Genomic DNA, 25,539 nt, shown 5'->3' on the forward strand with positions numbered 1-25,539 from the left:
CGGTGTTATAGTTCGCCGCTTGTTCGGCCCCTCCTGATAGTGTGTCGTTCGTCAAGGACGCGGCATCTCAGAGACAGGTTGCATCGCAAGGAGTTTAGATGAGTGCCGATAACGCCTACGCGGTCGAATTGAAGGGCGTGTCCTTCAAACGCGGTACGCGCAGCATCTTCAATAATGTGGACATTCGCATCCCCCGGGGCAAAGTCACCGGCATCATGGGGCCGTCAGGCAGTGGTAAAACCACATTGCTGCGACTGATGGGAGCACAACTGCGTCCAAGCGCGGGCGAGGTCTGGGTCAATGGCCAGAACCTGCCGAAGCTGTCGCGCAGTGACCTGTTCGACGCGCGCAAGCAGATGGGTGTCCTGTTTCAGAGCGGTGCGTTGTTCACCGATCTCGACGTATTCGAAAACGTGGCATTCCCGCTGCGTGTCCATACCAAACTGCCTGAAGACATGATTCGCGACATCGTCCTGCTGAAGCTGCAGGCGGTGGGGCTGCGTGGCGCGGTCGAGCTCATGCCCGACGAACTTTCCGGCGGCATGAAGCGTCGCGTCGCACTGGCCCGTGCCATTGCGCTGGATCCGCAGATCCTCATGTACGACGAGCCCTTCGTGGGTCAGGACCCGATTGCCATGGGCGTGCTGGTCCGGTTGATCCGCCTGCTCAATGATGCGCTCGGCATCACCAGTGTCGTGGTGTCCCACGACCTGGCAGAAACCGCCAGCATTGCCGACTATCTGTACGTCGTGGGCGACGGGCAGGTGTTGGGGCAGGGGACGCCGCAGGAATTGATGCAGTCGGATAACCCTCGCATTCGTCAATTCATGACGGGCGATCCCGACGGGCCGGTGCCTTTCCATTATCCGGCGCCGGATTATCGCGAAGATCTTTTGGGGAAGCGCTGATGCGCAGAAAGTCATTGATGGATCGTGTACGCCTGATGGGGCGCTCAGCGATCGATGTTGTTGCAGTGTTGGGTCGTTCGGGGATTTTTCTGGTTCATGCCCTGCTTGGGCGCGGCGGAATCGGCGGTGGTTTCCAACTGTTGGTGCGTCAGCTTTATTCGGTCGGCGTCATGTCGCTGGCGATCATTGTCGTGTCAGGTGTCTTCATCGGCATGGTTCTGGCGCTGCAGGGTTTCAGTATCCTGGCCAAGTACGGCTCGGAGCAGGCGGTGGGGCAGATGGTTGCCCTCACGCTGCTGCGCGAATTGGGCCCGGTTGTGACGGCGCTGCTGTTCGCCGGTCGTGCCGGCTCGGCGCTGACTGCCGAAATCGGCAACATGAAATCCACCGAGCAGTTGTCCAGCCTCGAAATGATCGGCGTCGACCCTTTGAAGTACATCGTCGCGCCGCGTCTGTGGGCCGGTTTCATTTCGCTGCCAGTGCTCGCGATCATTTTCAGCGTCGTCGGCATCTGGGGCGGATCCTGGGTGGCGGTGGACTGGCTGGGCGTCTACGAAGGCTCCTTCTGGGCGAACATGCAAAACAGCGTTTCCTTTCCCAATGATGTAATCAACGGTGTCATCAAAAGCGTCGTTTTCGCTTTTGTCGTCACCTGGATCGCCGTATTCCAAGGCTATGACTGCGAGCCCACATCCGAGGGGATCAGTCGCGCCACGACCAAGACCGTGGTGTACGCCTCGCTGGCCGTACTGGGCCTGGACTTTATTCTGACCGCCTTGATGTTTGGAGACTTCTGATGCAAAACCGCACCCTCGAAACCGGTGTAGGCCTGTTTCTGCTCGCCGGGATCCTGGCTTTGCTCCTGCTCGCCCTGCGGGTCAGTGGTCTGAGCGCCAGCGCCACCAACGACAGCTACAAACTTTATGCAAATTTCGACAATATCGCCGGTTTGACTGTCAGAGCGAAAGTGACCATGGCCGGTGTGACCATCGGCAAGGTCACTGCAATCGATCTGGACCACGATACCTTCATGGGCCGTGTGACGATGGAAGTGGATAAGCGGGTGAACAATCTGCCGTCCGATTCCACTGCCTCGATTCTGACCGCTGGCCTGCTGGGCGAGAAATACGTCGGCATCAGCGTTGGCGGAGATGATCAGCTGTTGAAAGACGGCGGCACCATCCACGACACGCAGTCGTCGCTGGTACTCGAGGACCTGATCGGCAAATTCCTGCTGAATTCCGTGGGTAAAGACGCTAAATGAGGAGTTTTTTCATGATCTCGATTCTGCGCCGTGGCCTTCTGGTGCTGCTGGCTGCTCTGCCGCTGTTCGCCAACGCTGCACCTGCGTCCTCCGCTCATGATCTGGTGGACCGTACGACCAAGCAGCTGCTGGCTGACCTTGCTGCCAACAAGGACAAGTACAAATCCGATCCGCAGGCGTTCTACGAGGCGCTCAACGGCATCGTCGGTCCTGTGATCGACGCTGACGGCATCTCCAAAAGCATCATGACCGTGAAGTACTCGCGCAACGCTACCCCGGCGCAGATGCAACGCTTCCAGGAAAACTTCAAGCGCAGCCTGATCCAGTTCTATGGCAATGCGCTGCTGGAGTACAACAACCAGGGCATCACCGTTTCGCCAGCCAAGGAAGAAGCGGCTGACCGCACGTCCGTCGACATGTCGGTCAAGGGCAACAACGGCGCGGTCTACCCGGTTTCGTACACCCTCGTGACCATCAACAACGAGTGGAAAGTGCGTAACGTGATCATCAACGGCATCAACATCGGCAAGCTGTTCCGCGATCAGTTCGCTGACGCGATGCAGCGCAACGGCAACAACCTGGACAAGACCATCGATGGATGGGCGGGCGAAGTTGCCAAGGCCAAGGACGCCACCGAGAACTCGCCTGACAAGGTCGTCAAATGAGTGAAGCGGCTATCACGGCGGTGGGCGGCGGCGAGCTGAAGCTGTTCGGCGTGCTGGACTACCGCACCGGCCCTGCGTTGCGCGAGCAGGGCGCTCAACTGATCAAGGCCAGCGATGCGCCGGCTTTGGTCCTTGATTGCTCTGGCGTCGAGAAGTCCAGCAGCGTCGGGCTGGCCCTGCTGCTGGCCTTCATGCGGGACGCCAGCAACGCAGGCAAGACGGTCAGCGTTCGCTCGCTCCCTGAAGACATGCAGGAAATCGCACAGGTATCGGGTCTGACCGAGCTGTTCGAACAACATTGATAGCTGATCATCGATCAAGCCCCTCGTCCGTCTCCTGCAAAGTAGGGTTCGCAACGAGAGGGCTTTTTTGTATGATGGCCGACCCGCGCGCGTAGGGCGCCGATTGAGGTTAAGCATGCAGGCCGTAGAAGTTAAAAGCTTCCTTGAAGGTAAGCTGCCAGAGATTCAGGTCGAAGTTGAAGGCGAAGGCTGTAACTTTCAGCTGAACGTGATCAGCGACGAGCTCGCTGCACTAAGTCCGGTCAAGCGCCAGCAGCAGATCTATACGCATTTGAACCCATGGATCGCTGATGGCAGCATCCACGCGGTCACCATGAAATTTTTCAGCCGCGCTGCATGGGCCGAGCGCACCTGAGCCAAAATGGCGTCGAGATTCTAATGGACAAACTGATTATTACTGGCGGCATTCGTCTTGATGGCGAAATCCGCATTTCCGGGGCAAAGAACTCTGCCCTGCCGATTCTCGCAGCCACGTTGCTGGCTGATGGTCCCGTGACCGTCGCCAACCTGCCGCACCTGCATGACATCACCACCATGATCGAGCTGTTCGGTCGCATGGGCATCGAGCCCATCATCGACGAAAAGCTCAGTGTCGAAATCGATCCTCGCACCATCAAGACCCTCGTCGCGCCGTACGAACTGGTGAAAACCATGCGTGCGTCGATTCTGGTGCTGGGCCCGATGGTTGCGCGTTTCGGTGAAGCCGAAGTCGCATTGCCTGGCGGTTGCGCCATCGGTTCGCGTCCGGTCGATCTGCACATCCGCGGCCTTGAAGCCATGGGCGCGATCATCGACGTCGAAGGCGGCTACATCAAGGCCCGGGCCCCTGAAGGCGGGCTGCGTGGCGCGCACTTCTTCTTCGATACCGTGAGCGTGACCGGTACCGAAAACATCATGATGGCCGCAGCGCTGGCCAACGGCCGAAGCGTGCTGCAAAACGCCGCTCGTGAGCCGGAAGTCGTCGATCTGGCGAACTTCCTCAATGCCATGGGCGCGAAGGTTTCCGGCGCTGGCACCGACACCATCACCATCGATGGCGTCAAGCGACTGGGTTCGGCGACCTACCGTGTCATGCCTGACCGCATCGAGACCGGCACCTACCTGGTTGCCGCTGCTGCAACAGGCGGCCGCGTCAAGGTCAAGGACACCGATCCGACCATTCTTGAAGCCGTACTCGAGAAGCTTCGTGAAGCCGGTGCCGAGATCACCACCGGTGAAGACTGGATCGAGCTGAACATGCATGGCAAGCGTCCGAAAGCCGTCAACGTGCGCACTGCGCCGTATCCGGCGTTCCCGACCGACATGCAGGCCCAGTTCATCTCGCTCAACGCCATTGCCGAAGGCACGGGCGCGGTCATCGAGACGATTTTCGAAAACCGTTTCATGCACGTTTACGAAATGCACCGCATGGGCGCTCAGATCCAGGTCGAGGGCAACACTGCCATCGTCACCGGCTGCGCGAAGCTCAAAGGCGCGCCCGTGATGGCGACCGACCTGCGTGCTTCGGCCAGTCTGGTGATTTCCGCGCTGATCGCGGAAGGCGACACGCTGATCGACCGCATTTACCATATCGACCGTGGTTACGAGTGCATCGAAGAGAAACTGCAGATGCTGGGCGCGAAAATCCGTCGCGTGCCGGGCTAGTCGTTGCGACCCGCTGCCTGAGCCGAGTCGATCGGCCGGGCAGCGTTCGTGACCGAGTGCAGCCAGAATTTTCTGATTCGTTTTACTCCGGGTCTGCGTTGTTCGATCCGGAAGTCGTCGGGCGCCGATTGCGACCCGACGCGCGCTTGCTGATAAGGACTGACGTTTCCAATGTTGACCATCGCACTGTCCAAGGGCCGCATCCTTGACGACACCCTGCCGCTTCTCGCAGCAGCGGGTATCGTGCCGACCGAGAATCCGGACAAGAGCCGCAAGCTGATCATTCCGACGACCCAGGACGATGTTCGCCTGCTGATCGTCCGTGCGACCGACGTGCCGACCTATGTCGAGCATGGCGCCGCCGATCTGGGCGTGGCTGGCAAGGATGTGTTGATGGAGTACGGCGGCCAGGGCCTGTATGAGCCACTGGATCTGCAGATCGCCAAGTGCAAGCTGATGACCGCCGGCGCGGTCGGGGCTGCCGAGCCCAAGGGCCGTCTGCGTGTGGCCACCAAGTTCGTCAACGTCGCCAAGCGGTATTACGCCGAGCAAGGTCGTCAGGTCGACATCATCAAGCTGTACGGCTCGATGGAGCTGGCGCCGCTGGTAGGGCTGGCGGACAAGATCATCGACGTCGTCGACACCGGCAATACGCTGCGTGCCAACGGCCTGGAGCCTCAGGAAATGATCGCTCACATCAGCTCGCGTCTGGTGGTGAACAAGGCGTCGATGAAGATGCAGCACGCCCGTATCCAGTCGCTGATCGATACCCTGCGCACCGCAGTGGAATCGCGACACCGCGGCTGACTGTTTCGCGCGACCGTGATCAAGGTTGCGCCCAGCTATCCGTGTCATAGCCAAATTTCTCAGGTGCCTGCGCGGATGGCTTGGTAGCTTAGGCTCCTGCCTATGCACAAGGCTCCTGAGAAAATGCCATTCATTGAGGCTCACGCTATGACCACTTCCAACACCATTCGCCGACTCAACGCTGCTGACCCTGATTTCGCTCGACATCTGGATCATCTGTTGAGCTGGGAAAGCGTGTCCGACGACTCGGTCAATCAGCGTGTGCTGGACATCATCAAGAACGTTCGCGAGCGCGGCGACGCGGCGCTGGTGGAATACACCCAGCGTTTCGACGGCCTCGATGTCGCGTCGATGGCGGACCTCATTCTGCCGCGCGAACGCCTCGAGCTGGCACTGACACGCATCACACCTGCACAGCGTCAGGCGCTTGAAAAGGCCGCAGACCGTGTGCGCAATTACCACGAGCGTCAGAAACAGGACTCGTGGAGCTACACCGAAGCCGATGGCACTGTGCTCGGCCAGAAGGTCACGCCGCTGGATCGCGCCGGTCTGTATGTGCCGGGCGGCAAGGCTTCCTATCCTTCGTCGGTGCTGATGAACGCCATTCCTGCCAAGGTCGCCGGTGTCGGTGAAGTGGTCATGGTCGTGCCGACGCCGCGCGGTGAAATCAACGAACTGGTGCTGGCGGCCGCGTGCATCGCCGGCGTCGATCGGGTGTTCACCATCGGTGGCGCTCAGGCGGTAGCGGCGCTGGCCTACGGCACCGAGAGCGTCCCGCAGGTCGACAAGGTCGTAGGGCCGGGCAACATTTATGTCGCGACGGCCAAGCGTCACGTGTTTGGCCAAGTGGGTATCGACATGATTGCCGGCCCTTCGGAAATTCTCGTGGTGTGCGACGGTCAGACCGATCCGGACTGGATCGCCATGGACCTGTTCTCCCAGGCCGAGCACGACGAAGACGCCCAGGCGATTCTGGTCAGCCCTGACGCCGACTTTCTGGACAAGGTGGCCGCGAGCATTGCCAGGCTGATGCCGACCATGGAGCGCGCCGAGATCATCAATACGTCCATCAATGGCCGTGGTGCGCTGATTAAAGTGGCGGACATGACCCAGGCCATCGAGGTCGCCAACCGCATCGCCCCCGAGCACCTGGAGCTGTCGGTCGCGGACCCAGAGGCGTGGCTGCCGCAGATTCGTCATGCCGGCGCCATCTTCATGGGGCGTCACACGTCCGAAGCGCTGGGCGATTACTGCGCAGGCCCCAACCACGTGCTGCCGACTTCGGGCACTGCGCGGTTCTCCTCGCCGCTGGGTGTTTACGACTTCCAGAAACGCTCCTCCATCATTTTCTGCTCCGAGCAAGGCGCGTCCGAGCTGGGCAAGACTGCGTCGGTGCTGGCGCGTGGCGAATCCCTGACCGCTCACGCACGCAGCGCTGAATACCGGATCGTCGACAACAATCAGGAAGGCAACTGACATGAGTAAATTCTGGAGTCCCTTCGTCAACGATCTGGTGCCGTACGTGCCCGGTGAGCAGCCGAAGCTGACCAAGCTGGTGAAACTCAACACCAACGAGAACCCGTATGGGCCGTCGCCGAAAGCGATCGAAGCCATGCGCGCCGAGGTCAACGACAACCTGCGTCTGTACCCGGACCCCAACAGCGACCTGCTCAAGCAGGCGGTCGCCCGTTACTACGGCGTTGAAGCCACCCACGTGTTTCTGGGCAACGGCTCCGACGAGGTACTGGCACACGCTTACAACGCGTTCTTCAAGCACGACAAGCCGTTGTTGTTCCCGGACATCAGCTACAGCTTCTATCCGGTGTACTGCGGTTTGTATGGCGTCGAATACGAAGCCATCGCGCTGGATGAGCAGTTCCAGATCCGTGTCGAAGATTACGCCCGCCCGAACGGCGGCATCATTTTCCCGAACCCTAACGCACCGACCGGCTGCCTGCTGGCGCTGGATGCGGTGGAGCAAATCGTCAGATCCAGTCCGGATTCGGTGGTGATTGTCGATGAGGCGTACATCGATTTCGGCGGTGAGACGGCGATCAGCCTGATCAGCCGCTACCCCAACCTGCTGGTCACGCAGACGCTGTCGAAGTCACGCTCGCTGGCGGGACTGCGCGTCGGTCTGGCAGTCGGTCATCCCGATCTGATCGAGGCGCTGGAAAGGGTCAAGAACAGCTTCAACTCTTACCCGCTCGATCGCATGGCGATCGTCGGTGCAGCGGCTGCGTTCGATGACCGCGAGTATTTCCTGAGCACCTGCAAGCGGGTGATCGACAGCCGCGAGCGTCTGGTCGAGCAACTGAAAGCCAAGGGGTTCGAAGTCCTGCCGTCAGCGGCGAACTTCATTTTCGCTCGCCACCCGCAGCACGACGCAGCAGGCCTTGCGGCCAAAGTGCGAGAGCAGGGCGTGATCGTTCGGCACTTCACGCAGGCACGCATCGCGCAATTCCTGCGCATCACCATCGGCACCCCCGAGCAGAATCAGGCGCTGGTGGATGCATTGGGAGCGTTGTAGCGATCTATTGCAGGAGCGCGGCGGTCCGGCCAACCATCGGGTCGCCGGCCCGCCGCTTCTGCATGTCTGAAACTTAATCCTCCGCCGCAGGCGCCGGGGTTTGTGGCGGACGCAGACCCACTTCCGCCATCAGCTTCAATTCCTTGCCGTTGCGCATCACCTGAATCGCGATCTTCTCCGACGGCTTGGTGCGCGCCACCTGGTTCATCGACCTGCGGCCATCGCCCGCGGGTTCGCCATTGATGCTCAGAATCACGTCGCCCAGTTGCAGACCTGCCTTCTGCGCTGGCCCGTCGCGGAAAATGCCTGCCACCACGATGCCGGGGCGGTCTTTCAAACCGAAGGACTCCGCCAGTTCCTGGGTCAACGGTTGCACCTCGATGCCCAGCCAGCCGCGAATCACCTGGCCGTGCTCGATGATCGACTTCATGACTTCGAGCGCAAGCTTGGTGGGGATTGCGAAACCGATGCCTTGTGAACCGCCGGACTTGGAAAAGATCGCCGTGTTGATGCCGGTCAGGTTGCCGTTGGCGTCAACCAGCGCGCCGCCCGAGTTGCCGGGGTTGATCGCGGCGTCGGTCTGAATGAAGTCTTCGTAGGTATTGAGGCCCAGTTGATTGCGGCCCGTGGCGCTGATGATGCCCATGGTCACGGTCTGGCCGACCCCGAACGGGTTGCCGATCGCCAGCGCCACGTCGCCGATGCGAATGCTGTCTGAGCTGCCGAGGGTAATGGATGGCAGGTTTTTCAGATCGATCTTGAGAACGGCGAGGTCGGTTTCAGGGTCGCTGCCGATGACCCGGGCGATGGTTTCGCGGCCGTCCTTGAGCGCCACCACGATCTGGTCGGCGCCCGAGGTCACGTGGTTGTTGGTCAGCAGATAGCCTTCAGGGCTCATGATCACTGCCGAACCCAGGCTCGATTCCATGCGTCGCTGCTTGGGCAGGTTGTCGCCGAAGAAACGCCGGAATTGCGGGTCTTCGAACAGCGGATGGTTGGGCTTGTTATTGACCATTTTGGTCGTGTACAGATTGGCCACCGCAGGCGCGGCGCTGCTGACCGCGTCGGCGTAAGACACCGGCCCTTGCTGGATGAAAGCGGTCTGAGGTGCCTGCTGCAGGTTGACGTCCTGGCTGGGAAGCCCGACCCACTGCGGGAAGCGCTGGATAATCAGTAAAGCGATAAGCACACCAGCGAGCAATGGCCAGCCGAGAAAACGCAGCGCTTTGAACATTGAGCAGAGTCCTGAGAGTAGATGCGCATCACCTGCGCCATAATGGCGGGCATTATACGAGGACCGGACCGGTCTGAACTGCATATTTAGGAGACTTTTATGGCCGTCGCGCTGAGCACTCTGGTTGAAGAAGCGGACCGCTATCTGAGTAGCGCCCGGGTACAGGATTATTGCCCTAACGGATTGCAGGTCGAAGGTCGCCCGCAGGTCACCCGCATCGTCTCTGGCGTGACTGCCAGCCAGGCGTTGCTGGATGCGGCGGTCGAGGCCAGCGCTGACCTGATTCTGGTCCACCACGGCTATTTCTGGAAAGGCGAAAACCCCTGCATCACCGGCATGAAGCAGCGCCGCCTTAAGACGCTGCTCAAACACGACATCAGCTTGCTGGCGTATCACCTGCCGCTGGATCTGCACCCTGAAGTGGGCAATAACGTGCAGCTTGCCCGGCAACTGGACATCACGGTCGAAGGACCACTCGATCCCGACAATCCGCGCATCGTCGGTCTGGTCGGGTCATTGTCCGAGCCGATGACCCCGCGTGACTTCGCCCATCGCGTTCAGTCGACGCTGGGGCGCGAGCCCTTGCTGATCGAGGGCAGTGAGATGATCCGCCGCGTCGGCTGGTGCACCGGGGGCGGGCAGGGCTACATCGATCAGGCCGTGCTGGCCGGCGTGGACCTCTACCTGAGCGGCGAGGCATCGGAGCAGACTTTTCACAGCGCCCGTGAAAACGACATCAGCTTCATCGCGGCCGGCCATCATGCCACCGAGCGCTATGGCGTGCAGGCACTGGGAGACTATCTGGCGCGGCGCTTCGCGCTTGAACATCTGTTCATCGATTGTCCCAATCCGATCTGACCCGGCGAGGCGGGGCAGGCGGTCCAAAGAGTGAGCTATATCGTTAGATCGTTTCGATCTAACCCGCCAACTGAATAGAATCAGGCCCCATGATAAAGTGCCTCGCTCGATAGAGCCCGCAGGCTCTCCATAAAGTACGTTATCCCGTGAGTAACCATGGTCGACAAACTGACGCATCTGAAACAGCTGGAGGCGGAAAGCATCCACATCATCCGCGAGGTCGCCGCCGAGTTCGATAACCCGGTGATGCTGTACTCCGTCGGTAAAGATTCCGCCGTGATGCTGCACCTGGCGCGCAAGGCGTTCTTCCCGGGCAAGCTGCCGTTCCCGGTCATGCACGTCGATACCCGCTGGAAATTCCAGGAAATGTATCGTTTCCGTGACCAGATGGTCGAGGACATGGGCCTGGATCTGATCGTCCACATCAACCCGGACGGCGTCGCGCAGGGCATCAACCCGCTGACCCACGGCAGTGCCAAGCACACGGACATCATGAAAACCGAGGGCCTGAAGCAGGCTTTGGACAAACACGGTTTCGACGCCGCCTTCGGTGGCGCACGTCGTGACGAAGAGAAGTCTCGCGCCAAAGAGCGCGTGTATTCCTTCCGCGACAGCAAGCATCGCTGGGACCCGAAAAACCAGCGCCCAGAGCTGTGGAACGTGTACAACGGCAACGTCAACAAAGGCGAGTCGATCCGCGTGTTCCCGCTCTCCAACTGGACCGAGCTGGACATCTGGCAGTACATCTATCTGGAAGGCATCCCGATCGTGCCGCTGTACTTCGCCGCCGAGCGTGAAGTCATCGAGATGAATGGCACATGGATCATGATCGACGACGATCGCTTGCGTAATCACCTGTCTGACGAAGACAAGAAACGCATCGTCAAGAAGAAAGTCCGTTTCCGCACACTGGGCGACTACCCGTTGACGGGCGCTGTCGAGTCCGAGGCCACCAGCCTTACCGACATCATTCAGGAAATGCTCCTGACGCGAACTTCCGAGCGCCAGGGCCGGGTCATCGATCACGATGGCGCCGGCTCCATGGAAGAAAAGAAACGTCAGGGTTATTTCTAAGGGACAGCGCCAAGTTTCAAGCGGCAAGCTGCAAGCGAATCAACAGCGAGCGATCGAAATGGATTTCGAGAAACTTCTGGTTTGGCAGAGAGCAAAGGCGTTGGCGGTAAGCCTCTACATGGAGCTCGCCAACTGTGGTGATGTGGCTTTCAAGAGTCAGATCACGCGCTCCGGACTCTCTGTTCCCAGCAATATCGCCGAAGGTATGGAGCGTTTCACCAACACGGAAAAGCGTCGTTTTCTGTCGATTGCCAAAGCTTCCTGTGGGGAGTTGCGAACACAGATCATGATAGGTGGTGAGATCGGTTACATACCGGCATTGCTGGCTGACCGCTGGATAAATGAAACCCGCGAGATTTCAAAGATGCTCAGTGGGTTGATCAATAGAATTTCTGACTAGCTGTACGCCGACAAGCTTACCGCTTGAAGCTTACAGCTTGGAGCCTGAATGCAATGAGCCATCAATCTGAATTGATCAGCGAGGACATCCTCGCCTATCTGGGCCAGCACGAACGCAAGGAGATGCTGCGTTTTCTGACCTGTGGCAACGTCGACGACGGCAAGAGCACCTTGATCGGTCGTCTGCTGCACGATTCCAAGATGATCTACGAAGACCATCTGGAAGCCATCACCCGAGATTCGAAGAAGTCCGGCACCACCGGCGATGACGTCGACCTGGCGCTGTTGGTCGACGGTCTGCAGGCCGAGCGCGAGCAGGGCATCACCATCGATGTCGCCTATCGCTACTTCTCGACCTCCAAACGCAAATTCATCATCGCCGACACCCCCGGCCACGAGCAGTACACCCGCAACATGGCCACTGGTGCGTCGACCTGTGACTTGGCGATCATCCTGGTCGACGCCCGTTATGGCGTCCAGACCCAGACCCGTCGCCACAGCTACATCGCCTCATTGCTGGGCATCAAGCACATCGTGGTCGCCATCAACAAGATGGACCTCAATGGTTTCGACGAGAACATCTTCGAGCAGATCAAGGCTGATTACCTGAAGTTCGCCGAGCGTATCTCGCTCAAGCCGACCACCATGGAATTCGTGCCGATGTCGGCGCTCAAGGGCGATAACGTCGTGAACAAGAGCGAGCGTTCGCCTTGGTACACCGGCAAGTCGCTGATGGAGATTCTCGAGACCGTCGAGATCGCCAACGACCGCAATTTCTCCGATCTGCGCTTCCCGGTGCAGTACGTGAACCGCCCCAACCTGAACTTCCGTGGCTTTGCCGGCACGCTGGCCAGTGGCGTGGTTCACAAGGGCGACGAAGTGGTCGTGCTACCGTCGGGCAAGAGCAGCCGCGTGAAATCCATCGTCACGTTCGAAGGCGAGCTGGAGCACGCAGGTCCCGGTCAGGCGGTTACGCTGACCATGGAAGACGAAATCGACATCTCCCGTGGCGACCTGTTGGTGCATGCCGACAACGTCCCGCAAGTGGCTGACGCGTTCGACGCGATGCTGGTGTGGATGGCCGAGGAGCCGATGCTCCCGGGCAAGAAGTACGACATCAAGCGCGCGACTTCCTACGTGCCAGGTTCGATCGCCAGCATCACCCACCGCGTTGACGTCAACACGCTGGAAGAGGGCCCGGCCAGCTCGTTGCAACTCAACGAAATCGGCCGGGTGAAAATCAGCCTCGACGCTCCGATCGCGCTGGATGGCTACGACAGCAACCGCACGACCGGCGCATTCATCGTCATTGACCGTTTGACCAACGGCACCGTGGCGGCGGGCATGATCATCGCCAAACCGACTGTGACAGGCGCAGGTCAGCACCACGGCGCACTGGCCCACGTCTCGGTCGAGGAACGTGCGCAGCGTTTCGGTCAGAAACCGGCCACCGTTCTGTTCAGCGGCCTCTCGGGCGCAGGCAAGAGCACACTGGCGTATGCCGTGGAGCGCAAGCTGTTCGACATGGGCCGCGCGGTGTTCGTCCTGGATGGCCAGAATCTGCGCCATGACCTGAACAAGGGCTTGCCGCAGGATCGCGCCGGGCGCACCGAGAACTGGCGTCGTGCCGCTCATGTCGCACGTCAGTTCAACGAAGCGGGTCTGCTGACACTGGCGGCATTCGTCGCTCCCGATGCGGCGGGCCGTGAGAACGCGAAGAGCCTGATCGGCAGCGATCGTCTGATCACCGTTTACGTCCAGGCCTCGCCGCAGGTCTGCCGTGAACGCGATCCTCAAGGCCTCTACGCTGCGGACAAGGACAACATCCCGGGCGAGTCCTTCCCGTACGACGTGCCGCTGGACGCTGATCTTGTGATCGACACTCAGTCGCTGAACGTCGAAGAAAGCGTCAAGCAAGTGCTCGATCTGCTGCGCACACGCGGCGCGATCTGAGTCACAGGCTGCAACCAGGAAACCCGCCAGCGATGGCGGGTTTTTTGTTTGTCCCGGATTTGTGACGGCCCGCGAATATCGCACTGTAGGCGTGAGCTGGCTCGCGAAGACTGAATTCCGGACGCTACCTCTCCACCGACTGCACCGGCCTCTTCCTGGCTAAAGCCAGTCCTACAGATGCGGCAAGCTTTTCGCAGGACCGGCTTCATGCTCCGGCCTCTCCCCGACCGAAGCCGGTCCTGCAGACGCCGCAAGCTTTTTGTAGGACCGGCTTTAGCCGGGAAGGCGTTGGGTGTTACGCCGCAGATCAAAGGGGCATTAGAGACACTTGGCTCACTCCTGCAAGGTGGATCAGCTGCTGTAGCAACCCGGTGAACTGGCTCCCTCACACAGCTGGCCATAAAAAAGCCCGCCGCTGAGTGGATCAGGGGCGGGCTGTTTCGGGTGTCTTCGATTACTTTTTCAAGCCGTAGTGCTCATCCAGCATGCCTGGCGTGTTTGGCGCCTTGGGTGCGTAATCACGTGGCGGCTCGGCGGCCGTGCGGGGTGGCGTCAGGCGGTCGCGCGGGGCCTGCAGCGCATCCGGGTGCAAAGCGGCCAGCAGACGTTGGCGAGTCAGGTCGTCGGTCGCCAGACGGTCGGCGCCTTCGGCGAGGTGTTCCTGGACATCCTGGTAGCTCTGGGACAGCTTTTGCACCAGATTAGCCGTGCTGTTGAAGTGAGTGACCACCTCGTTCTGATATCTGTCGAAACGCTCCTGAACGTCATCCAGCTGGCGCTGAGTGCTGTTAGGCGCGGCATGGGGCAGCGCACGCGCCACGAAGAAACCGATGGCGACACCAACGATCAGGGCGATAGTCGGCAGCAACCAAACTAAGAGCGAGTAATCCACGAGTCCTTCCTCTATAAACGGCTTTGCTTTACGTTAACGGCTCGAACCTGCGCTGTATAGCGGCGACGCGTCGCCAACATGCCAGCCACAGACAATCAGCTAGACGAGTCGACCCATTTGAAGGTCACGGAGTTCATTCTTGCTCATGCGTGAAACCCCTGTATTCATCGACGGCCCGGTGGGCCAACTCGAAGCCTTGTACCTTGACCTGGAAGGGGCCAAAGGCCTGGCGCTGATCTGCCATCCTAACCCGGTTCAGGGCGGCACGATGCTCAATAAAGTGATCTCCACTTTGCAGCGTACAGCGCGCGATGCGGGTTTCATTACCCTGCGTTTCAACTACCGTGGCGTCGGCACCAGCGCCGGCAGCTCGGACATGGGCCAGGGCGAGGTCAACGATGCCGAAGCGGCAGCGACGTGGCTGCGGGAAAAACATCCCGATATGCCGATCACCCTGTTCGGTTTTTCCTTCGGTGGATTCGTCGCCGCGACACTCGGCGGCCGGCTCGAGGCGAAGGGCGAAACACTGAATCATCTGTTCATGGTCGCGCCCGCGGTCATGCGCATCGCTGATCCAGCGGCACTGCCGCAGAAAGGCCCGTTGACCCTGATCCAGCCGGAAACCGACGAAGTTGTCGACCCACAACTGGTGTACGCATGGTCTGACGCGCTTCAGCGCCCCCATGAGCTGCTGAAAGTGGCAGAATGCGGACACTTTTTCCACGGCAAGCTGACCGACCTCAAGGATCTGGTCCTGCCGCGCCTTTCGAATTGATCGCAGTACACAGAATAAGCGACTAGCCATGACCACTCGTATCCTGACCGGTATCACCACCACCGGTACGCCACACCTGGGCAATTATGCGGGCGCCATTCGCCCGGCCATCGTCGCCAGCCGCCAGAGCAATGCCGATTCGTTCTATTTCCTGGCCGACTACCATGCGTTGATCAAGTGCGATGACCCGCTGCGCATTCAGCGCTCGCGTCTGGAAATCGCCGCAACGTGGCTGGCAGCCGGTCTGGACGTCGAGCGCGTGACCTTTTACCGCCAGTCCGACATCCCTGAAATCCCAGAACTGACCTGGCTGCTGACTTGCGTTGCCGCCAAAGGGCTGCTCAATCGGGCCCACGCCTACAAGGCGTCTGTGGACAAGAATGTCGAGGCCGGCGAAGACCCGGATGCCGGCGTCAGCATGGGCCTGTTCAGCTATCCGGTGCTGATGGCCGCTGACATTCTGATGTTCAACGCGCATCAGGTCCCAGTGGGTCGAGATCAGATTCAGCACGTGGAAATGGCCCGTGACATTGGCCAGCGCTTCAATCACCTGTTCGGCAATGGCAAAGAATTTTTCGTGATGCCCGAGGCGCTGATCGAAGAGAGCGTGGCGACCTTGCCCGGCCTGGACGGCCGGAAGATGTCGAAGAGCTACGACAACACCATTCCACTGTTCAGCAGCGCGAAGGAGATGAAGGACGCGATCTCGCGCATCGTCACCGACTCCCGCTTGCCGGGCGAGGCCAAGGATCCGGACAACTCGCATTTGTTCACCCTGTATCAGGCGTTCGCCACCGGCGAGCAGAGCGATAAATTCCGTGCCGATCTGCTGCAGGGGCTGGGCTGGGGCGACGCCAAGCAGCGTCTGTTCCAGTTGCTCGACAGCGAGCTGAGTGAAGCGCGCGAGAACTACCATCGTCTGATTGAACGCCCGGCTGATCTGGAAGATATTCTCCAGGCGGGCGCGGCCAAGGCCCGCCGCATCGCAACGCCGTTTCTGGGCGAGCTGCGTGAGGCGGTTGGCCTGCGTTCTTTCCGTGCAGCGCCGCAAGCCGTCGCGACCAGCAAGAAAAAAGCCAGTAAAGGCGCGCGGTTCGTCAGCTTTCGTGAAGACGACGGCAGCTTCCGCTTCCGCTTGCTGGCGGCCGATGGCGAGCAACTGCTGCTCTCGCGCAACTTCGCTGACGGCAAGGCCGCCGGTGCGGTGACCAGACAGCTGCAGCAAGGTGGCGATCTGGACATCCGCAGTGAGGGTGCTGCCTTCAGCGTATGGCTTGGGGGTGACTGCGTCGCCGACAGCCCGAGCTTCGCCGATGCCGCCGCGCGCGACGCCGCAATAGAGAGCCTGAAGCTGGCCTTGGCGCCACAACAGGATTAATTGCCATTCCAACGGGCCATCGCTACAGTGGCGGCCCGTTTTTGCTGCTCAGCTAACGAATATGACCCCCCTAGAAAGCTATCAGAACGACCTTAAACGCCCCGAGTTCTTTCACGACGCCGCGCAGGAAAATGCGGTGCGTCATCTGCAGCGCCTGTACGACGACCTGATCGCTGCCCATGAGAACAAGCCTGGCCTGTTCGGCAAGCTGTTCGGCAAAAAGGAAGCCGTGGCGGTCAAGGGCCTGTATTTCTGGGGCGGCGTGGGGCGCGGCAAGACCTATCTGGTCGACACCTTCTTCGAGGCGCTGCCGTTTCAGGACAAGATGCGCACGCACTTTCACCGCTTCATGAAGCGTGTGCACGAAGAAATGAAAAACCTGAAGGGCGAAAAGAACCCGCTGACCCTGATCGCCAAGCGCTTCTCCGAAGAAGCCCGCGTGATCTGTTTCGATGAGTTCTTCGTGTCTGACATCACCGACGCCATGATCCTCGGCACGCTGATGGAAGAACTGTTCAAAAACGGCGTGACCCTCGTAGCGACCTCCAACATCGTGCCTGACGGGCTCTACAAGGACGGCCTGCAACGTGCGCGCTTCCTGCCTGCCATCGCGCTGATCAAGCAGAACACCGACATCGTCAACGTCGACAGCGGCGTGGATTATCGCCTGCGTCACCTGGAGCAGGCCGAACTGTTCCACTTCCCGCTCAACGAGGCGGCGCAAGAGAGCATGCGCAAGAGCTTCCGGGCGTTGACGCCTGAATGCACGAAGGCGATCGAGAATGACGTGTTGATCATCGAGAATCGCCAGATCAAGGCGCTGCGCACGTGTGACGACGTCGCCTGGTTCGATTTCCGCGAGCTGTGCGACGGTCCTCGCAGCCAGAACGACTACATTGAACTCGGAAAAATCTTCCATGCCGTGCTGCTCAGCGGTGTAGAGCAGATGAGTGTGACCACCGACGACATTGCCCGGCGCTTCATCAACATGGTCGACGAGTTCTACGATCGCAACGTCAAGCTGATCATTTCTGCGGAAGTCGAGTTGAAAGACCTGTACACCGGCGGCCGCCTGAACTTCGAGTTTCAGCGTACGTTGAGTCGTCTGCTGGAAATGCAGTCCCACGAGTTCCTGTCCCGCGCGCACAAACCCTAGCAGCCGCTGCAAGCTGCGAATCGTAGGAGCGCGCTTGCCCGCGATGGCGATGGGTCGGTCAGAACAAGGTCGTCTGACACAACGCTATCGCGGCAAGCGCGCGCCTACAGTCTGGTTTTTTCAGGCTGCCTGCTGAAACTGCTGGCGGTACTGGTTCGGCGACAGATCAGTGTGTTGTCGGAACAGGCGTGCGAAGAAGCTCGCATCGTCGTAGCCGACTTCATAGCTGATGGTCTTGATGCTTTTGCGCGAACCTGACAGCAGCCCCTTGGCGGTTTCGATGCGCAGGCGCTGCAAGTAGTGCAATGGCTTGTCGCCGGTTGCGGTCTGGAACCTGCGCATGAAGTTGCGAATGCTCATGCCGTGTTCCCGAGCGACGTCCTCGAAGCGGAATTTGTCGGCGAAATGCTCTTCCAGCCAATGCTGAATCTGCAGGATGATCACGTCCTGATGCAGCTTCTGTCCCCCAAAACCCATGCGACCCGGCGCATAGCTGCGCTGCACTTCATACAAGATGTCGCGCGCGACGGTCTGCGCCACGTTAGGGCCGCAGAAGCGTTCGATCAGATAGATATAAAGGTCGCAGGCTGAGATCGTGCCGCCTGCGCAGTACAGGTTGTCGGCATCGGTCAGGTGTTTCTCCTGGTTGAGCAGCACCTTGGGGAATCGCTCGGCAAATTCATTGAAGAAGCGCCAGTACGTGGTGGCTTCCTTGCCGTCGAGCAGCCCGGCTTCGGCCAGCCAGAACACGCCGCTGGCTTCGCCGCACAGAACCGCTCCCCGAGCATGCTGCTCGCGCAACCAGGGCAGGATCTGCGGATAACGCTCACGCAGCGTGTCGAAATTGTCGACGAAAGCGGGAAGGATGATGATGTCGCTGTCATCGAGCACGCCGTCGACCGGCAGCACGACCTCACTGAAACTGCGCACCGATTGACCGTCCGGGCTGACCAGACGCGTTTCGAAAGCGGGGTTGAGGCCCTGGCCCAATTGCTTGCCATAACGCAGGCTGGCCAGGTGGAAGAAGTCCTTTGCCTGGGTGAGGGTAGAGGCAAAAATTCCGTCGATCGCAAGGATACTGACGCGCCGCAACGGCACGGTGGGTTGAGTAGACATAATCTGTTGTTCTTATATGGGAAAGTGGTCATGCAACGGCGTGATCGTCTTATTTTTTGTCGGATGTGTCCAGTGTCGTCGTCAATCCGCTCGGCATACGCTCATGCTCCAACTCTGTCCGACAATCCCGCCAGCCCAAGGTGTCCCATGCTTCCAAGAACACTCTTCAGCGCCGAACACGAGCTCTTCCGCGACAGCGTCCGCAAGTTTCTCGAGCAGGAAGCCGCGCCCTGGCACGCGCAGTGGGAGAAACAGGGCCACATCGACCGCACGCTCTGGAACCGCGCGGGCGAGCAAGGCATGTTGTGTTCGCACCTGCCGGAGGAGTACGGCGGCATGGCTGCGGACTTCCTCTACACCACCGTGGTGATCGAGGAAATCTACCGGCTGGGCCTGACCGGCATCGGATTTTCCCTGCACTCTGACATCGTGGCGCCCTACATCCTGCACTACGGCAGTGAGGCGCTTAAGCAGAAATACCTGCCGAAAATGGTCTCGGGCGAACTCGTCACCGCCATTGCCATGACCGAACCTGGCGCCGGTTCTGATCTGCAAGGCGTCAAGACGACTGCGGTGCTCGACGGTGACGAGTACGTCATCAACGGCTCCAAGACCTTCATCACCAACGGCTTTCTGGCGGACCTTGTGATCGTGGTGGCGAAAACCGATCCAAAGGCCGGCGCGAAGGGCACCAGCTTGTTCCTTGTGGAGGCGGGCACGCCAGGGTTCGAGAAGGGCAAGCGTCTGGAAAAGGTGGGCATGAAGGCGCAGGACACGTCGGAATTGTTCTTCCAGGACGTGCGAATCCCTAAGGAAAATCTGCTGGGCCAGGCGGGAATGGGCTTCGCGTATTTGATGCAGGAGCTGCCGCAGGAGCGCCTCACGGTCGCCATCGGCGCCATTGCGTCGGCTGAAGCTGCGCTGCAGTGGACGCTGGAGTACACCCGTGAACGCAAGGCTTTCGGTCAGGCGATTGCGGATTTCCAGAACACGCGCTTCAAGCTGGCCGAGATTGCCACTGAAGTGCAGATCGGCCGCACGTTCATTGACCGGTGTCTGGAGCTGCACCTGGAGGGCAAGCTGGATGTGCCCACTGCCGCGATGGCCAAGTATTGGTCAACCGACCTGCAATGCAAGGTGCTTGATGAGTGCGTGCAGTTGCACGGCGGCTACGGCTTCATGTGGGAGTACCCGATCGCACGTGCCTGGGCAGACGCGCGGGTGCAGAGGATTTATGCGGGAACCAACGAAATCATGAAGGAGATCATTGCCCGATCGCTGTAGGGAGAGGGCATGAACACTGTGGGAGTGAGCTTGCTCACGAAAGCGGCGGTTCTGTCACAGCAATGGTGACTGACACGATGCCTTCGTGAGCAGGCTCACTCCCACAGGTGCTTGCTAACCCGTTAAATCAGGTCAAGCCGATGTATCGATTCACGGCGCAGGGTTGGGCTGATCCTTGTGAATCGCTTCGATCCCCGCCAGCACTTCCTCAGACAACACCAGCTCGGCGCTGGCCAGGTTGCTCTCCAGCTGTTCGAGCGTGGTGGCACCGATGATGTTGCTGGTCACGAACGAACGGCCAGTGACGAACGCCAGCGCCATTTGCGCCGGATCAAGGCCGTGCTCGCGGGCCAGTGCCACGTAGCGAGCGCACGCTGCTTCCGACTGCGGGTTGAAATAACGCGTGAAGCGGCTGTACAGGCTCAGACGACCTTTGGCCGGACGCGCGCCGTTTTCGTACTTGCCAGACAGCATGCCGAACGCCATCGGCGAGTAAGCCAGCAGGCCGCATTGTTCGCGAATGGCGACTTCGGCCAGACCGACTTCAAAGCTGCGGTTGAGAAGGTTGTAAGGGTTCTGAATCGACACCGGCCGGGTCAGGTTGTGGGCGCGGGATTCGGCCAGAAAGGTCATGGCGCCCCACGGCGTTTCGTTGGACAGCCCCGCGTGACGGATTTTGCCTGCCTTGACCTGTTCATCCAGCGCTTCGAGCACTTCGAGCAACGGTGTGAAGTGTTCGTCGCTGTGGGTATAGCCCAGCTTGCCGAAGAAGTTGGTGCTGCGTTCCGGCCAGTGCAATTGATAGAGATCGATGTAGTCGGTCTGCAGGCGCTTGAGGCTGGCGTCGACCGCGGCGACGATGTGGTCGCGGTTGAATTTCAGATGACCGTCACGCACATAGTCGATGCCGTTGCCCGGTCCGGCGATCTTGCTGGCGAGGATCCAGTCGGCGCGATCGCCCGATTTCTTGAACCAGTTGCCGATAATGGTCTCGGTGCTGGCGTAGGTTTCTTTTTTCGGCGGGACCGGATACATCTCGGCCGTATCCATGAAATTGATCCCCGCCGCCTTGGCGCGTTCGATCTGGGCGAAGGCCTCGGACTCGCTGTTCTGCTCGCCCCAGGTCATGGTACCCAGGCAGATTGCGCTGACGTTGAGGTCGGTTCTACCCAGTTTGCGATAGTCCATCTGGCTCTCCTTTTTGAAAAGAGCCATAAAAGCAGGTTGAAATTTTTTTCGCAATCTGCATAATTCCGCGTCTCTTTGTCGTGGGAGTGATGCCCCGCGCCACAAGACACCGCTGCGATCGAACGCGCTGACCCGAGCCCCCTATAGCGTTCGTGCCCGGCGGCCTTTGACTTGTCAAAGACCGTACTAATGAGTATGCTCCGCCGTCTATTTTTCAGGGCGGCCTTTGAGGCTATAAAGAATGAAAACTTTTACCGCTAAACCGGAAACAGTAAAGCGCGACTGGTTCGTCGTCGACGCTGCTGGCCAGACCCTGGGTCGTTTGGCCACCGAAATCGCGAGCCGTCTGCGTGGCAAGCACAAGCCGGAATACACTCCGCACGTCGACACGGGCGACTACATCGTCGTGATCAACGCTGAGCAAATCCGTGTCACCGGTGCCAAGACCTCCGACAAGATCTACTACTCTCACTCCGGTTTCCCGGGCGGGATCAAGTCGATCAACTTTGAAAAGCTGATCGCCAAAGCTCCTGAGCGCGTGATCGAGACCGCGGTCAAAGGCATGCTGCCTAAGAACCCGCTGGGTCGCGACATGTATCGTAAGCTGAAAGTCTATGCGGGCGCTGCACACCCTCATACTGCTCAGCAGCCCCAAGAACTGAAGTTTTAACGGAATAGTTCATTATGTCGGCGACTCAAAATTACGGCACTGGCCGTCGCAAGACCGCAACCGCACGCGTTTTCCTGCGTCCGGGCACCGGTAACATCTCTATCAACAACCGTTCCCTGGACACGTTCTTCGGCCGTGAAACTGCCCGCATGGTAGTTCGCCAGCCGCTGGAACTGACCGAGACTGTCGAAAAATTCGACATCTACGTCACTGTGATCGGCGGTGGTGTGAGTGGTCAAGCTGGCGCAATCCGCCACGGTATCACCCGCGCTCTGATGCAATACGACGAAACTCTGCGTAGCGCTCTGCGCAAAGCAGGCTACGTCACTCGCGACGCTCGCGAAGTTGAACGTAAGAAAGTCGGTCTGCGTAAAGCGCGTAAGCGTCCGCAGTACTCGAAGCGTTAATTCGCTTTTCGTTCAAAAAGAACGCTCAGTTTCCGCTTGGAACTGGGCGTTTTTTTATGGGCGTCTATTATTGTCTGTGACAACACGACTCATCCGTGGACGCCGCGATCTACAAGGCTCCCTGATTTAGCCAAACGGTAACTCCCTTGCAGCCAGGAGGGCTTTTTACTTACCATTCGGCGGGTTTTTTTGACAGCTAGAACAATAATTCCAAAAGAAACCCGGCCAAGCGGGTTTTCGAAAAGCTGATGGGAGAGGACGCAATGAGCAATGACGGCGTGAATGCAGGCCGGCGTCGCTTCCTTGTCGCAGCCACGTCTGTGGTAGGCGCAGCAGGAGCGGTTGGAGCTGCGGTCCCGTTCGTGGGGTCATGGTTTCCCAGCGCCAAAGCCAAAGCCGCAGGCGCTCCCGTAAAGGTCAACATCAGCAAGATAGAGCCCGGCCAGCAGATGATTGCCGAGTGGCGCGGGCAGCCGGTCTTCATTGTGCACCGCACGCCGGAAATCCTCTCCAATCTGGGCAAGATTGCCGGCCAGCTTTCCGATCCCGAATCCAAGAACTCCACTCAGCCTGCTTACGTCGACCCTGTCGTCCGGTCGATCAAGCCCGAAATGCTGTTATTGATCGGCATCTGCACTCACTTGGGATGCTCGCCCACCTTTCGCCCTGAAGTCGCTCCGGCCGATTTGGGCAAGGACTGGGTTGGTGGTTATTTCTGTCCTTGTCACGGCTCCCATTACGACCTGGCCGGGCGCGTCTACAAGGCGCAACCTGCACCCCTGAATCTGCCAGTGCCGCCGCATTCCTACGAGTCGGACTCAATCATCGTCATTGGTGTCGATCAGGAGAAAGCGTAATGAGCAAGTTCATGGACTGGATCGATGCGCGCTTCCCCGCGACCTCCATGTGGGAAGACCATCTCAGTAAGTATTACGCCCCGAAGAATTTCAACTTCTTCTACTTTTTCGGCTCGTTGGCGCTGCTGGTGCTGGTGAATCAGATCGTCACCGGGGTCTGGTTGACGATGAGCTATACCCCGTCGGCGGAGGAAGCGTTTGCGTCCGTCGAGTACATCATGCGCGACGTCGAATACGGCTCCATCTTGCGCCTGTTGCACTCCACGGGCGCGTCGGCGTTCTTTATCGTCGTCTACCTGCACATGTTCCGCGGGTTGCTTTACGGGTCGTATCAGAAGCCGCGGGAGTTGGTCTGGATCTTCGGCATGCTCATCTATCTGGCGCTGATGGCTGAGGCCTTCATGGGCTACCTGTTGCCGTGGGGCCAGATGTCGTACTGGGGCGCACAGGTGATCATTTCGCTGTTCGGCGCGATTCCGGTCATTGGTAACGACCTGACCCAATGGATTCGCGGCGATTATCTGATCTCGGGCATCACGCTCAACCGTTTCTTTGCGCTTCACGTCGTTGCACTGCCCATTGTCATCCTGGGGCTTGTCGTGCTGCACGTGCTGGCGCTGCACGAGGTCGGCTCCAACAATCCGGACGGCGTGGACATCAAGAAATACAAGGACGAAAACGGCAAGCCCCTGGATGGCATCGCGTTCCATCCGTACTACACCGTGAAGGATATCGTCGGTGTGGTGGTGTTCCTGTTCATTTTTTGCTCAGTCGTATTCTTCTTTCCCGAGATGGGTGGCTACTTCCTCGAGAAGCCTAACTTCGAGCAGGCGAACGCCTTCAAGACGCCGGAACACATTGCGCCTGTCTGGTACTTCACGCCGTTCTACGCGATCTTGCGAGCGATCCCCGACAAGCTTCTGGGTGTCATGGCGATGGGCGCCGCCATCGCTGTGCTGTTCGTCTTGCCGTGGCTGGATCGCAGCCCGGTGAAATCCATGCGATACAAGGGATGGCTGAGCCGGATCTGGTTGCTGCTGTTTTGTGTGGCCTTCGTGATTCTCGGGATTCTGGGTGTGCTGCCGCCCAGCCCGGGGCGTGCGTTGCTGTCGCAGGTGTGTACGTTCGTGTACTTCGCCTACTTCATCCTGATGCCGTTCTACACGCGCATGGAGAAGACGAAACCGGTTCCGGAAAGGGTGACTGGCTGATGAAAAAGCTACTGGCTGTTTTCTTGCTGGCTGCACTCCCTGTCCTGTCTTTGGCCGACGAACACGGCGGCCTGGAGTTGGAAAGCGTCGATATCGATGTCGCCGACAAGGTCGCGATGCAGGACGGCGCCCGGACGTTCGTCAACTATTGCATGGGCTGTCACGGCGCCAAATTTCAGCGTTACGAGCGAGTGGCCGACGACCTAGGCATTCCTCATGAGCTGATGCTGGAGAAACTGGTCTTCACCGGCGCCAAGATCGGCGATCACATGAGTTCCGGCATGCAGCCTGCGGACGCCAAAGTGTGGTTCGGCGCTGCGCCGCCGGATCTGACCCTGGTGGCACGCGTGCGCGGCACTGACTGGCTTTACGGGTATCTGCGCTCGTTCTACGAGGATCCCGCGCGGCCATGGGGCGTCAACAACAAAGTGTTCCCCAATGTCGGCATGCCTAATGTGCTTGAGGGATTGCAGGGCCGTCAGGTGATTGGCTGCAAGCAAGTGCAACTGGTCGAGGAGGGCAAGAAGCAGTATGACCCGCTGACCGGCTCGCCGCTGACCCATGAGGCGTGTGATCAGCTCACCGTCTTGCCGAAAACGGGCACCCTGACCGAAGAGCAGTTCGATCAGAAAATCAAAAATCTGGTGACGTTCCTCGCCTATTCGGCGAACCCGGTGAAGTTGCAACATCAAAGAATCGGCACTTACGTGCTGCTCTATCTGGCGGTCCTGTTCATATTTGCGTACCTGCTCAAGCGCGAATACTGGAAGGACGTGCACTGATCGAAGATGGGTGTCGCTGACGCAGAACGCGCTCCGCAGAGCCTCGTTCGGGTAATGCACGCAGAGCAGGTATAGTGGCGGGCGAAAGATTGCAGAATTTACTTCGAGTAAATGAGCTATCTTGTCGCCCGCGACGGACACCTGCCACTGTGGATGTTGCCGGAGGCGCCTTCGGGGCGCGTTCG

General features: G+C 59.4%; 27 protein-coding genes. 23 read left to right on the top strand and 4 right to left on the bottom strand.

The window, feature by feature from the left end:
* The first annotated feature begins 98 nt into the window (after positions 1-98).
* From AAGQ88_RS04530 to hisC, 10 genes are all read left to right on the top strand, one after another.
* Positions 99-908, top strand: coding sequence for an ATP-binding cassette domain-containing protein (locus tag AAGQ88_RS04530; RefSeq protein ID WP_285423075.1), 810 nt, complete (start codon positions 99-101; stop codon positions 906-908).
* On the top strand, positions 908-1,705 hold the full coding sequence (gene mlaE / locus AAGQ88_RS04535; RefSeq protein ID WP_285423076.1) for a lipid asymmetry maintenance ABC transporter permease subunit MlaE: 798 nt from the start codon (positions 908-910) through the stop codon (positions 1,703-1,705). The genes AAGQ88_RS04530 and mlaE overlap by 1 nt, the downstream gene beginning before the upstream one ends.
* Complete coding sequence (gene mlaD / locus AAGQ88_RS04540) at positions 1,705-2,172, top strand: outer membrane lipid asymmetry maintenance protein MlaD (protein WP_093461900.1); 468 nt, start codon at positions 1,705-1,707, stop codon at positions 2,170-2,172. The genes mlaE and mlaD overlap by 1 nt, the downstream gene beginning before the upstream one ends.
* An 11-nt stretch (positions 2,173-2,183) precedes the next feature.
* Positions 2,184-2,837: an ABC transporter substrate-binding protein gene (locus AAGQ88_RS04545; protein ID WP_285423077.1), complete on the top strand. Its 654-nt coding sequence runs from the start codon at positions 2,184-2,186 to the stop codon at positions 2,835-2,837.
* Positions 2,834-3,139, top strand: coding sequence for an STAS domain-containing protein (locus AAGQ88_RS04550; protein WP_285423078.1), 306 nt, complete (start codon positions 2,834-2,836; stop codon positions 3,137-3,139). Before AAGQ88_RS04545 ends, AAGQ88_RS04550 begins: the two co-directional genes overlap by 4 nt.
* A 115-nt stretch (positions 3,140-3,254) precedes the next feature.
* The gene (locus AAGQ88_RS04555; RefSeq protein ID WP_093461891.1) at positions 3,255-3,494 is read left to right on the top strand and encodes a BolA family protein; all 240 of its coding nucleotides are present in this window, start codon (positions 3,255-3,257) and stop codon (positions 3,492-3,494) included.
* Between the two features lie 23 nt (positions 3,495-3,517).
* Entirely contained in the window at positions 3,518-4,783 is a 1,266-nt protein-coding gene (gene murA / locus AAGQ88_RS04560; RefSeq protein WP_093462571.1) for a UDP-N-acetylglucosamine 1-carboxyvinyltransferase, read from the top strand.
* A gap of 171 nt (positions 4,784-4,954) precedes the next feature.
* Positions 4,955-5,590, top strand: a complete 636-nt coding sequence (gene hisG, locus AAGQ88_RS04565) for an ATP phosphoribosyltransferase (protein WP_074753869.1) — start codon at positions 4,955-4,957, stop codon at positions 5,588-5,590.
* A gap of 147 nt (positions 5,591-5,737) precedes the next feature.
* Complete coding sequence (gene hisD, locus AAGQ88_RS04570; RefSeq protein ID WP_285423079.1) at positions 5,738-7,066, top strand: histidinol dehydrogenase; 1,329 nt, start codon at positions 5,738-5,740, stop codon at positions 7,064-7,066.
* Position 7,067: 1 nt separating this feature from the next.
* Positions 7,068-8,120, top strand: a complete 1,053-nt coding sequence (hisC, locus tag AAGQ88_RS04575) for a histidinol-phosphate transaminase (protein WP_342654545.1) — start codon at positions 7,068-7,070, stop codon at positions 8,118-8,120.
* A 73-nt stretch (positions 8,121-8,193) separates the two neighbouring features.
* On the opposite strand, the gene algW is transcribed toward hisC, so the two are convergent.
* A complete protein-coding gene (algW, locus tag AAGQ88_RS04580; RefSeq protein WP_285423081.1) occupies positions 8,194-9,354 on the bottom strand; it encodes a Do family serine endopeptidase AlgW in 1,161 nt (386 codons plus the stop codon).
* Between the two features lie 99 nt (positions 9,355-9,453).
* On the opposite strand from algW, the gene AAGQ88_RS04585 reads away from it, so the two are divergent.
* From AAGQ88_RS04585 to cysN, 4 genes are all read left to right on the top strand, one after another.
* Positions 9,454-10,212 carry a Nif3-like dinuclear metal center hexameric protein gene (locus AAGQ88_RS04585; protein ID WP_342654546.1) on the top strand — a complete coding sequence of 253 codons (759 nt, stop codon included), beginning with the start codon at positions 9,454-9,456 and terminating at the stop codon, positions 10,210-10,212.
* A 156-nt stretch (positions 10,213-10,368) separates the two neighbouring features.
* Positions 10,369-11,286, top strand: coding sequence for a sulfate adenylyltransferase subunit CysD (gene cysD / locus AAGQ88_RS04590; RefSeq protein ID WP_093461876.1), 918 nt, complete (start codon positions 10,369-10,371; stop codon positions 11,284-11,286).
* 58 nt (positions 11,287-11,344) lie between these two features.
* Entirely contained in the window at positions 11,345-11,686 is a 342-nt protein-coding gene (locus tag AAGQ88_RS04595; protein ID WP_342654547.1) for a four helix bundle protein, read from the top strand.
* A 53-nt stretch (positions 11,687-11,739) separates the two neighbouring features.
* The gene (cysN, locus tag AAGQ88_RS04600) at positions 11,740-13,638 is read left to right on the top strand and encodes a sulfate adenylyltransferase subunit CysN (RefSeq protein ID WP_093461872.1); all 1,899 of its coding nucleotides are present in this window, start codon (positions 11,740-11,742) and stop codon (positions 13,636-13,638) included.
* A 454-nt stretch (positions 13,639-14,092) separates the two neighbouring features.
* Here cysN and AAGQ88_RS04605 read toward each other — a convergent pair whose 3' ends face one another.
* Positions 14,093-14,530 (bottom strand): DUF1043 family protein, encoded by a 438-nt coding sequence (locus AAGQ88_RS04605; RefSeq protein ID WP_093461870.1) that lies wholly within the window; start codon positions 14,528-14,530, stop codon positions 14,093-14,095.
* A 145-nt stretch (positions 14,531-14,675) separates the two neighbouring features.
* Here AAGQ88_RS04605 and AAGQ88_RS04610 point away from each other — a divergent pair, with 145 nt between their 5' ends.
* The 3 genes from AAGQ88_RS04610 (at position 14,676) to zapE (ending at position 17,839) form a co-directional block, all read left to right on the top strand.
* Positions 14,676-15,305: an alpha/beta fold hydrolase gene (locus AAGQ88_RS04610; RefSeq protein ID WP_342654548.1), complete on the top strand. Its 630-nt coding sequence runs from the start codon at positions 14,676-14,678 to the stop codon at positions 15,303-15,305.
* Between the two features lie 28 nt (positions 15,306-15,333).
* On the top strand, positions 15,334-16,683 hold the full coding sequence (locus tag AAGQ88_RS04615; protein ID WP_342654549.1) for a tryptophan--tRNA ligase: 1,350 nt from the start codon (positions 15,334-15,336) through the stop codon (positions 16,681-16,683).
* Positions 16,684-16,744: 61 nt separating this feature from the next.
* Positions 16,745-17,839 (top strand): cell division protein ZapE, encoded by a 1,095-nt coding sequence (gene zapE, locus AAGQ88_RS04620; RefSeq protein WP_093461864.1) that lies wholly within the window; start codon positions 16,745-16,747, stop codon positions 17,837-17,839.
* Positions 17,840-17,959: 120 nt separating this feature from the next.
* On the opposite strand, the gene AAGQ88_RS04625 is transcribed toward zapE, so the two are convergent.
* A complete protein-coding gene (locus tag AAGQ88_RS04625; protein WP_285423266.1) occupies positions 17,960-18,856 on the bottom strand; it encodes a GlxA family transcriptional regulator in 897 nt (298 codons plus the stop codon).
* Between the two features lie 246 nt (positions 18,857-19,102).
* On the opposite strand from AAGQ88_RS04625, the gene AAGQ88_RS04630 reads away from it, so the two are divergent.
* Positions 19,103-20,239, top strand: coding sequence for an acyl-CoA dehydrogenase family protein (locus AAGQ88_RS04630; protein ID WP_342654550.1), 1,137 nt, complete (start codon positions 19,103-19,105; stop codon positions 20,237-20,239).
* Positions 20,240-20,389: 150 nt separating this feature from the next.
* Here AAGQ88_RS04630 and AAGQ88_RS04635 read toward each other — a convergent pair whose 3' ends face one another.
* Positions 20,390-21,427 (bottom strand): NADP(H)-dependent aldo-keto reductase, encoded by a 1,038-nt coding sequence (locus tag AAGQ88_RS04635; protein WP_093461858.1) that lies wholly within the window; start codon positions 21,425-21,427, stop codon positions 20,390-20,392.
* 241 nt (positions 21,428-21,668) lie between these two features.
* Here AAGQ88_RS04635 and rplM point away from each other — a divergent pair, with 241 nt between their 5' ends.
* From rplM to AAGQ88_RS04660, 5 genes are all read left to right on the top strand, one after another.
* Complete coding sequence (gene rplM, locus AAGQ88_RS04640; protein WP_062384256.1) at positions 21,669-22,097, top strand: 50S ribosomal protein L13; 429 nt, start codon at positions 21,669-21,671, stop codon at positions 22,095-22,097.
* 14 nt (positions 22,098-22,111) lie between these two features.
* A complete protein-coding gene (rpsI, locus tag AAGQ88_RS04645) occupies positions 22,112-22,504 on the top strand; it encodes a 30S ribosomal protein S9 (protein ID WP_062384252.1) in 393 nt (130 codons plus the stop codon).
* Between the two features lie 263 nt (positions 22,505-22,767).
* Complete coding sequence (gene petA, locus AAGQ88_RS04650; protein WP_093461856.1) at positions 22,768-23,361, top strand: ubiquinol-cytochrome c reductase iron-sulfur subunit; 594 nt, start codon at positions 22,768-22,770, stop codon at positions 23,359-23,361.
* Positions 23,361-24,572, top strand: a complete 1,212-nt coding sequence (locus AAGQ88_RS04655; protein ID WP_285423087.1) for a cytochrome bc complex cytochrome b subunit — start codon at positions 23,361-23,363, stop codon at positions 24,570-24,572. Before petA ends, AAGQ88_RS04655 begins: the two co-directional genes overlap by 1 nt.
* Positions 24,572-25,354, top strand: a complete 783-nt coding sequence (locus tag AAGQ88_RS04660) for a cytochrome c1 (protein WP_342654551.1) — start codon at positions 24,572-24,574, stop codon at positions 25,352-25,354. The genes AAGQ88_RS04655 and AAGQ88_RS04660 overlap by 1 nt, the downstream gene beginning before the upstream one ends.
* The last annotated feature ends 185 nt before the right edge of the window (positions 25,355-25,539 follow it).

The sequence above is a fragment of the Pseudomonas sp. F3-2 genome (assembly GCF_038804275.1).
In the GTDB taxonomy this organism is placed as follows: Bacteria; Pseudomonadota; Gammaproteobacteria; order Pseudomonadales; family Pseudomonadaceae; genus Aquipseudomonas.

What these genes read in the sequence shown, in the direction of transcription:
- AAGQ88_RS04530 (WP_285423075.1), top strand. Translation starts at nt 99, where the DNA reads ATGAGTGCCGATAACGCCTACGCGGTCGAATTGAAGGGCGTGTCCTTC.
- mlaE (WP_285423076.1), top strand. Translation starts at nt 908, where the DNA reads ATGCGCAGAAAGTCATTGATGGATCGTGTACGCCTGATGGGGCGCTCA.
- mlaD (WP_093461900.1), top strand. Translation starts at nt 1,705, where the DNA reads ATGCAAAACCGCACCCTCGAAACCGGTGTAGGCCTGTTTCTGCTCGCC.
- AAGQ88_RS04545 (WP_285423077.1), top strand. Translation starts at nt 2,184, where the DNA reads ATGATCTCGATTCTGCGCCGTGGCCTTCTGGTGCTGCTGGCTGCTCTG.
- AAGQ88_RS04550 (WP_285423078.1), top strand. Translation starts at nt 2,834, where the DNA reads ATGAGTGAAGCGGCTATCACGGCGGTGGGCGGCGGCGAGCTGAAGCTG.
- AAGQ88_RS04555 (WP_093461891.1), top strand. Translation starts at nt 3,255, where the DNA reads ATGCAGGCCGTAGAAGTTAAAAGCTTCCTTGAAGGTAAGCTGCCAGAG.
- murA (WP_093462571.1), top strand. Translation starts at nt 3,518, where the DNA reads ATGGACAAACTGATTATTACTGGCGGCATTCGTCTTGATGGCGAAATC.
- hisG (WP_074753869.1), top strand. Translation starts at nt 4,955, where the DNA reads ATGTTGACCATCGCACTGTCCAAGGGCCGCATCCTTGACGACACCCTG.
- hisD (WP_285423079.1), top strand. Translation starts at nt 5,738, where the DNA reads ATGACCACTTCCAACACCATTCGCCGACTCAACGCTGCTGACCCTGAT.
- hisC (WP_342654545.1), top strand. Translation starts at nt 7,068, where the DNA reads ATGAGTAAATTCTGGAGTCCCTTCGTCAACGATCTGGTGCCGTACGTG.
- algW (WP_285423081.1), bottom strand. Translation starts at nt 9,354, where the DNA reads ATGTTCAAAGCGCTGCGTTTTCTCGGCTGGCCATTGCTCGCTGGTGTG.
- AAGQ88_RS04585 (WP_342654546.1), top strand. Translation starts at nt 9,454, where the DNA reads ATGGCCGTCGCGCTGAGCACTCTGGTTGAAGAAGCGGACCGCTATCTG.
- cysD (WP_093461876.1), top strand. Translation starts at nt 10,369, where the DNA reads ATGGTCGACAAACTGACGCATCTGAAACAGCTGGAGGCGGAAAGCATC.
- AAGQ88_RS04595 (WP_342654547.1), top strand. Translation starts at nt 11,345, where the DNA reads ATGGATTTCGAGAAACTTCTGGTTTGGCAGAGAGCAAAGGCGTTGGCG.
- cysN (WP_093461872.1), top strand. Translation starts at nt 11,740, where the DNA reads ATGAGCCATCAATCTGAATTGATCAGCGAGGACATCCTCGCCTATCTG.
- AAGQ88_RS04610 (WP_342654548.1), top strand. Translation starts at nt 14,676, where the DNA reads ATGCGTGAAACCCCTGTATTCATCGACGGCCCGGTGGGCCAACTCGAA.
- AAGQ88_RS04615 (WP_342654549.1), top strand. Translation starts at nt 15,334, where the DNA reads ATGACCACTCGTATCCTGACCGGTATCACCACCACCGGTACGCCACAC.
- zapE (WP_093461864.1), top strand. Translation starts at nt 16,745, where the DNA reads ATGACCCCCCTAGAAAGCTATCAGAACGACCTTAAACGCCCCGAGTTC.
- AAGQ88_RS04630 (WP_342654550.1), top strand. Translation starts at nt 19,103, where the DNA reads ATGCTTCCAAGAACACTCTTCAGCGCCGAACACGAGCTCTTCCGCGAC.
- AAGQ88_RS04635 (WP_093461858.1), bottom strand. Translation starts at nt 21,427, where the DNA reads ATGGACTATCGCAAACTGGGTAGAACCGACCTCAACGTCAGCGCAATC.
- rplM (WP_062384256.1), top strand. Translation starts at nt 21,669, where the DNA reads ATGAAAACTTTTACCGCTAAACCGGAAACAGTAAAGCGCGACTGGTTC.
- rpsI (WP_062384252.1), top strand. Translation starts at nt 22,112, where the DNA reads ATGTCGGCGACTCAAAATTACGGCACTGGCCGTCGCAAGACCGCAACC.
- petA (WP_093461856.1), top strand. Translation starts at nt 22,768, where the DNA reads ATGAGCAATGACGGCGTGAATGCAGGCCGGCGTCGCTTCCTTGTCGCA.
- AAGQ88_RS04655 (WP_285423087.1), top strand. Translation starts at nt 23,361, where the DNA reads ATGAGCAAGTTCATGGACTGGATCGATGCGCGCTTCCCCGCGACCTCC.
- AAGQ88_RS04660 (WP_342654551.1), top strand. Translation starts at nt 24,572, where the DNA reads ATGAAAAAGCTACTGGCTGTTTTCTTGCTGGCTGCACTCCCTGTCCTG.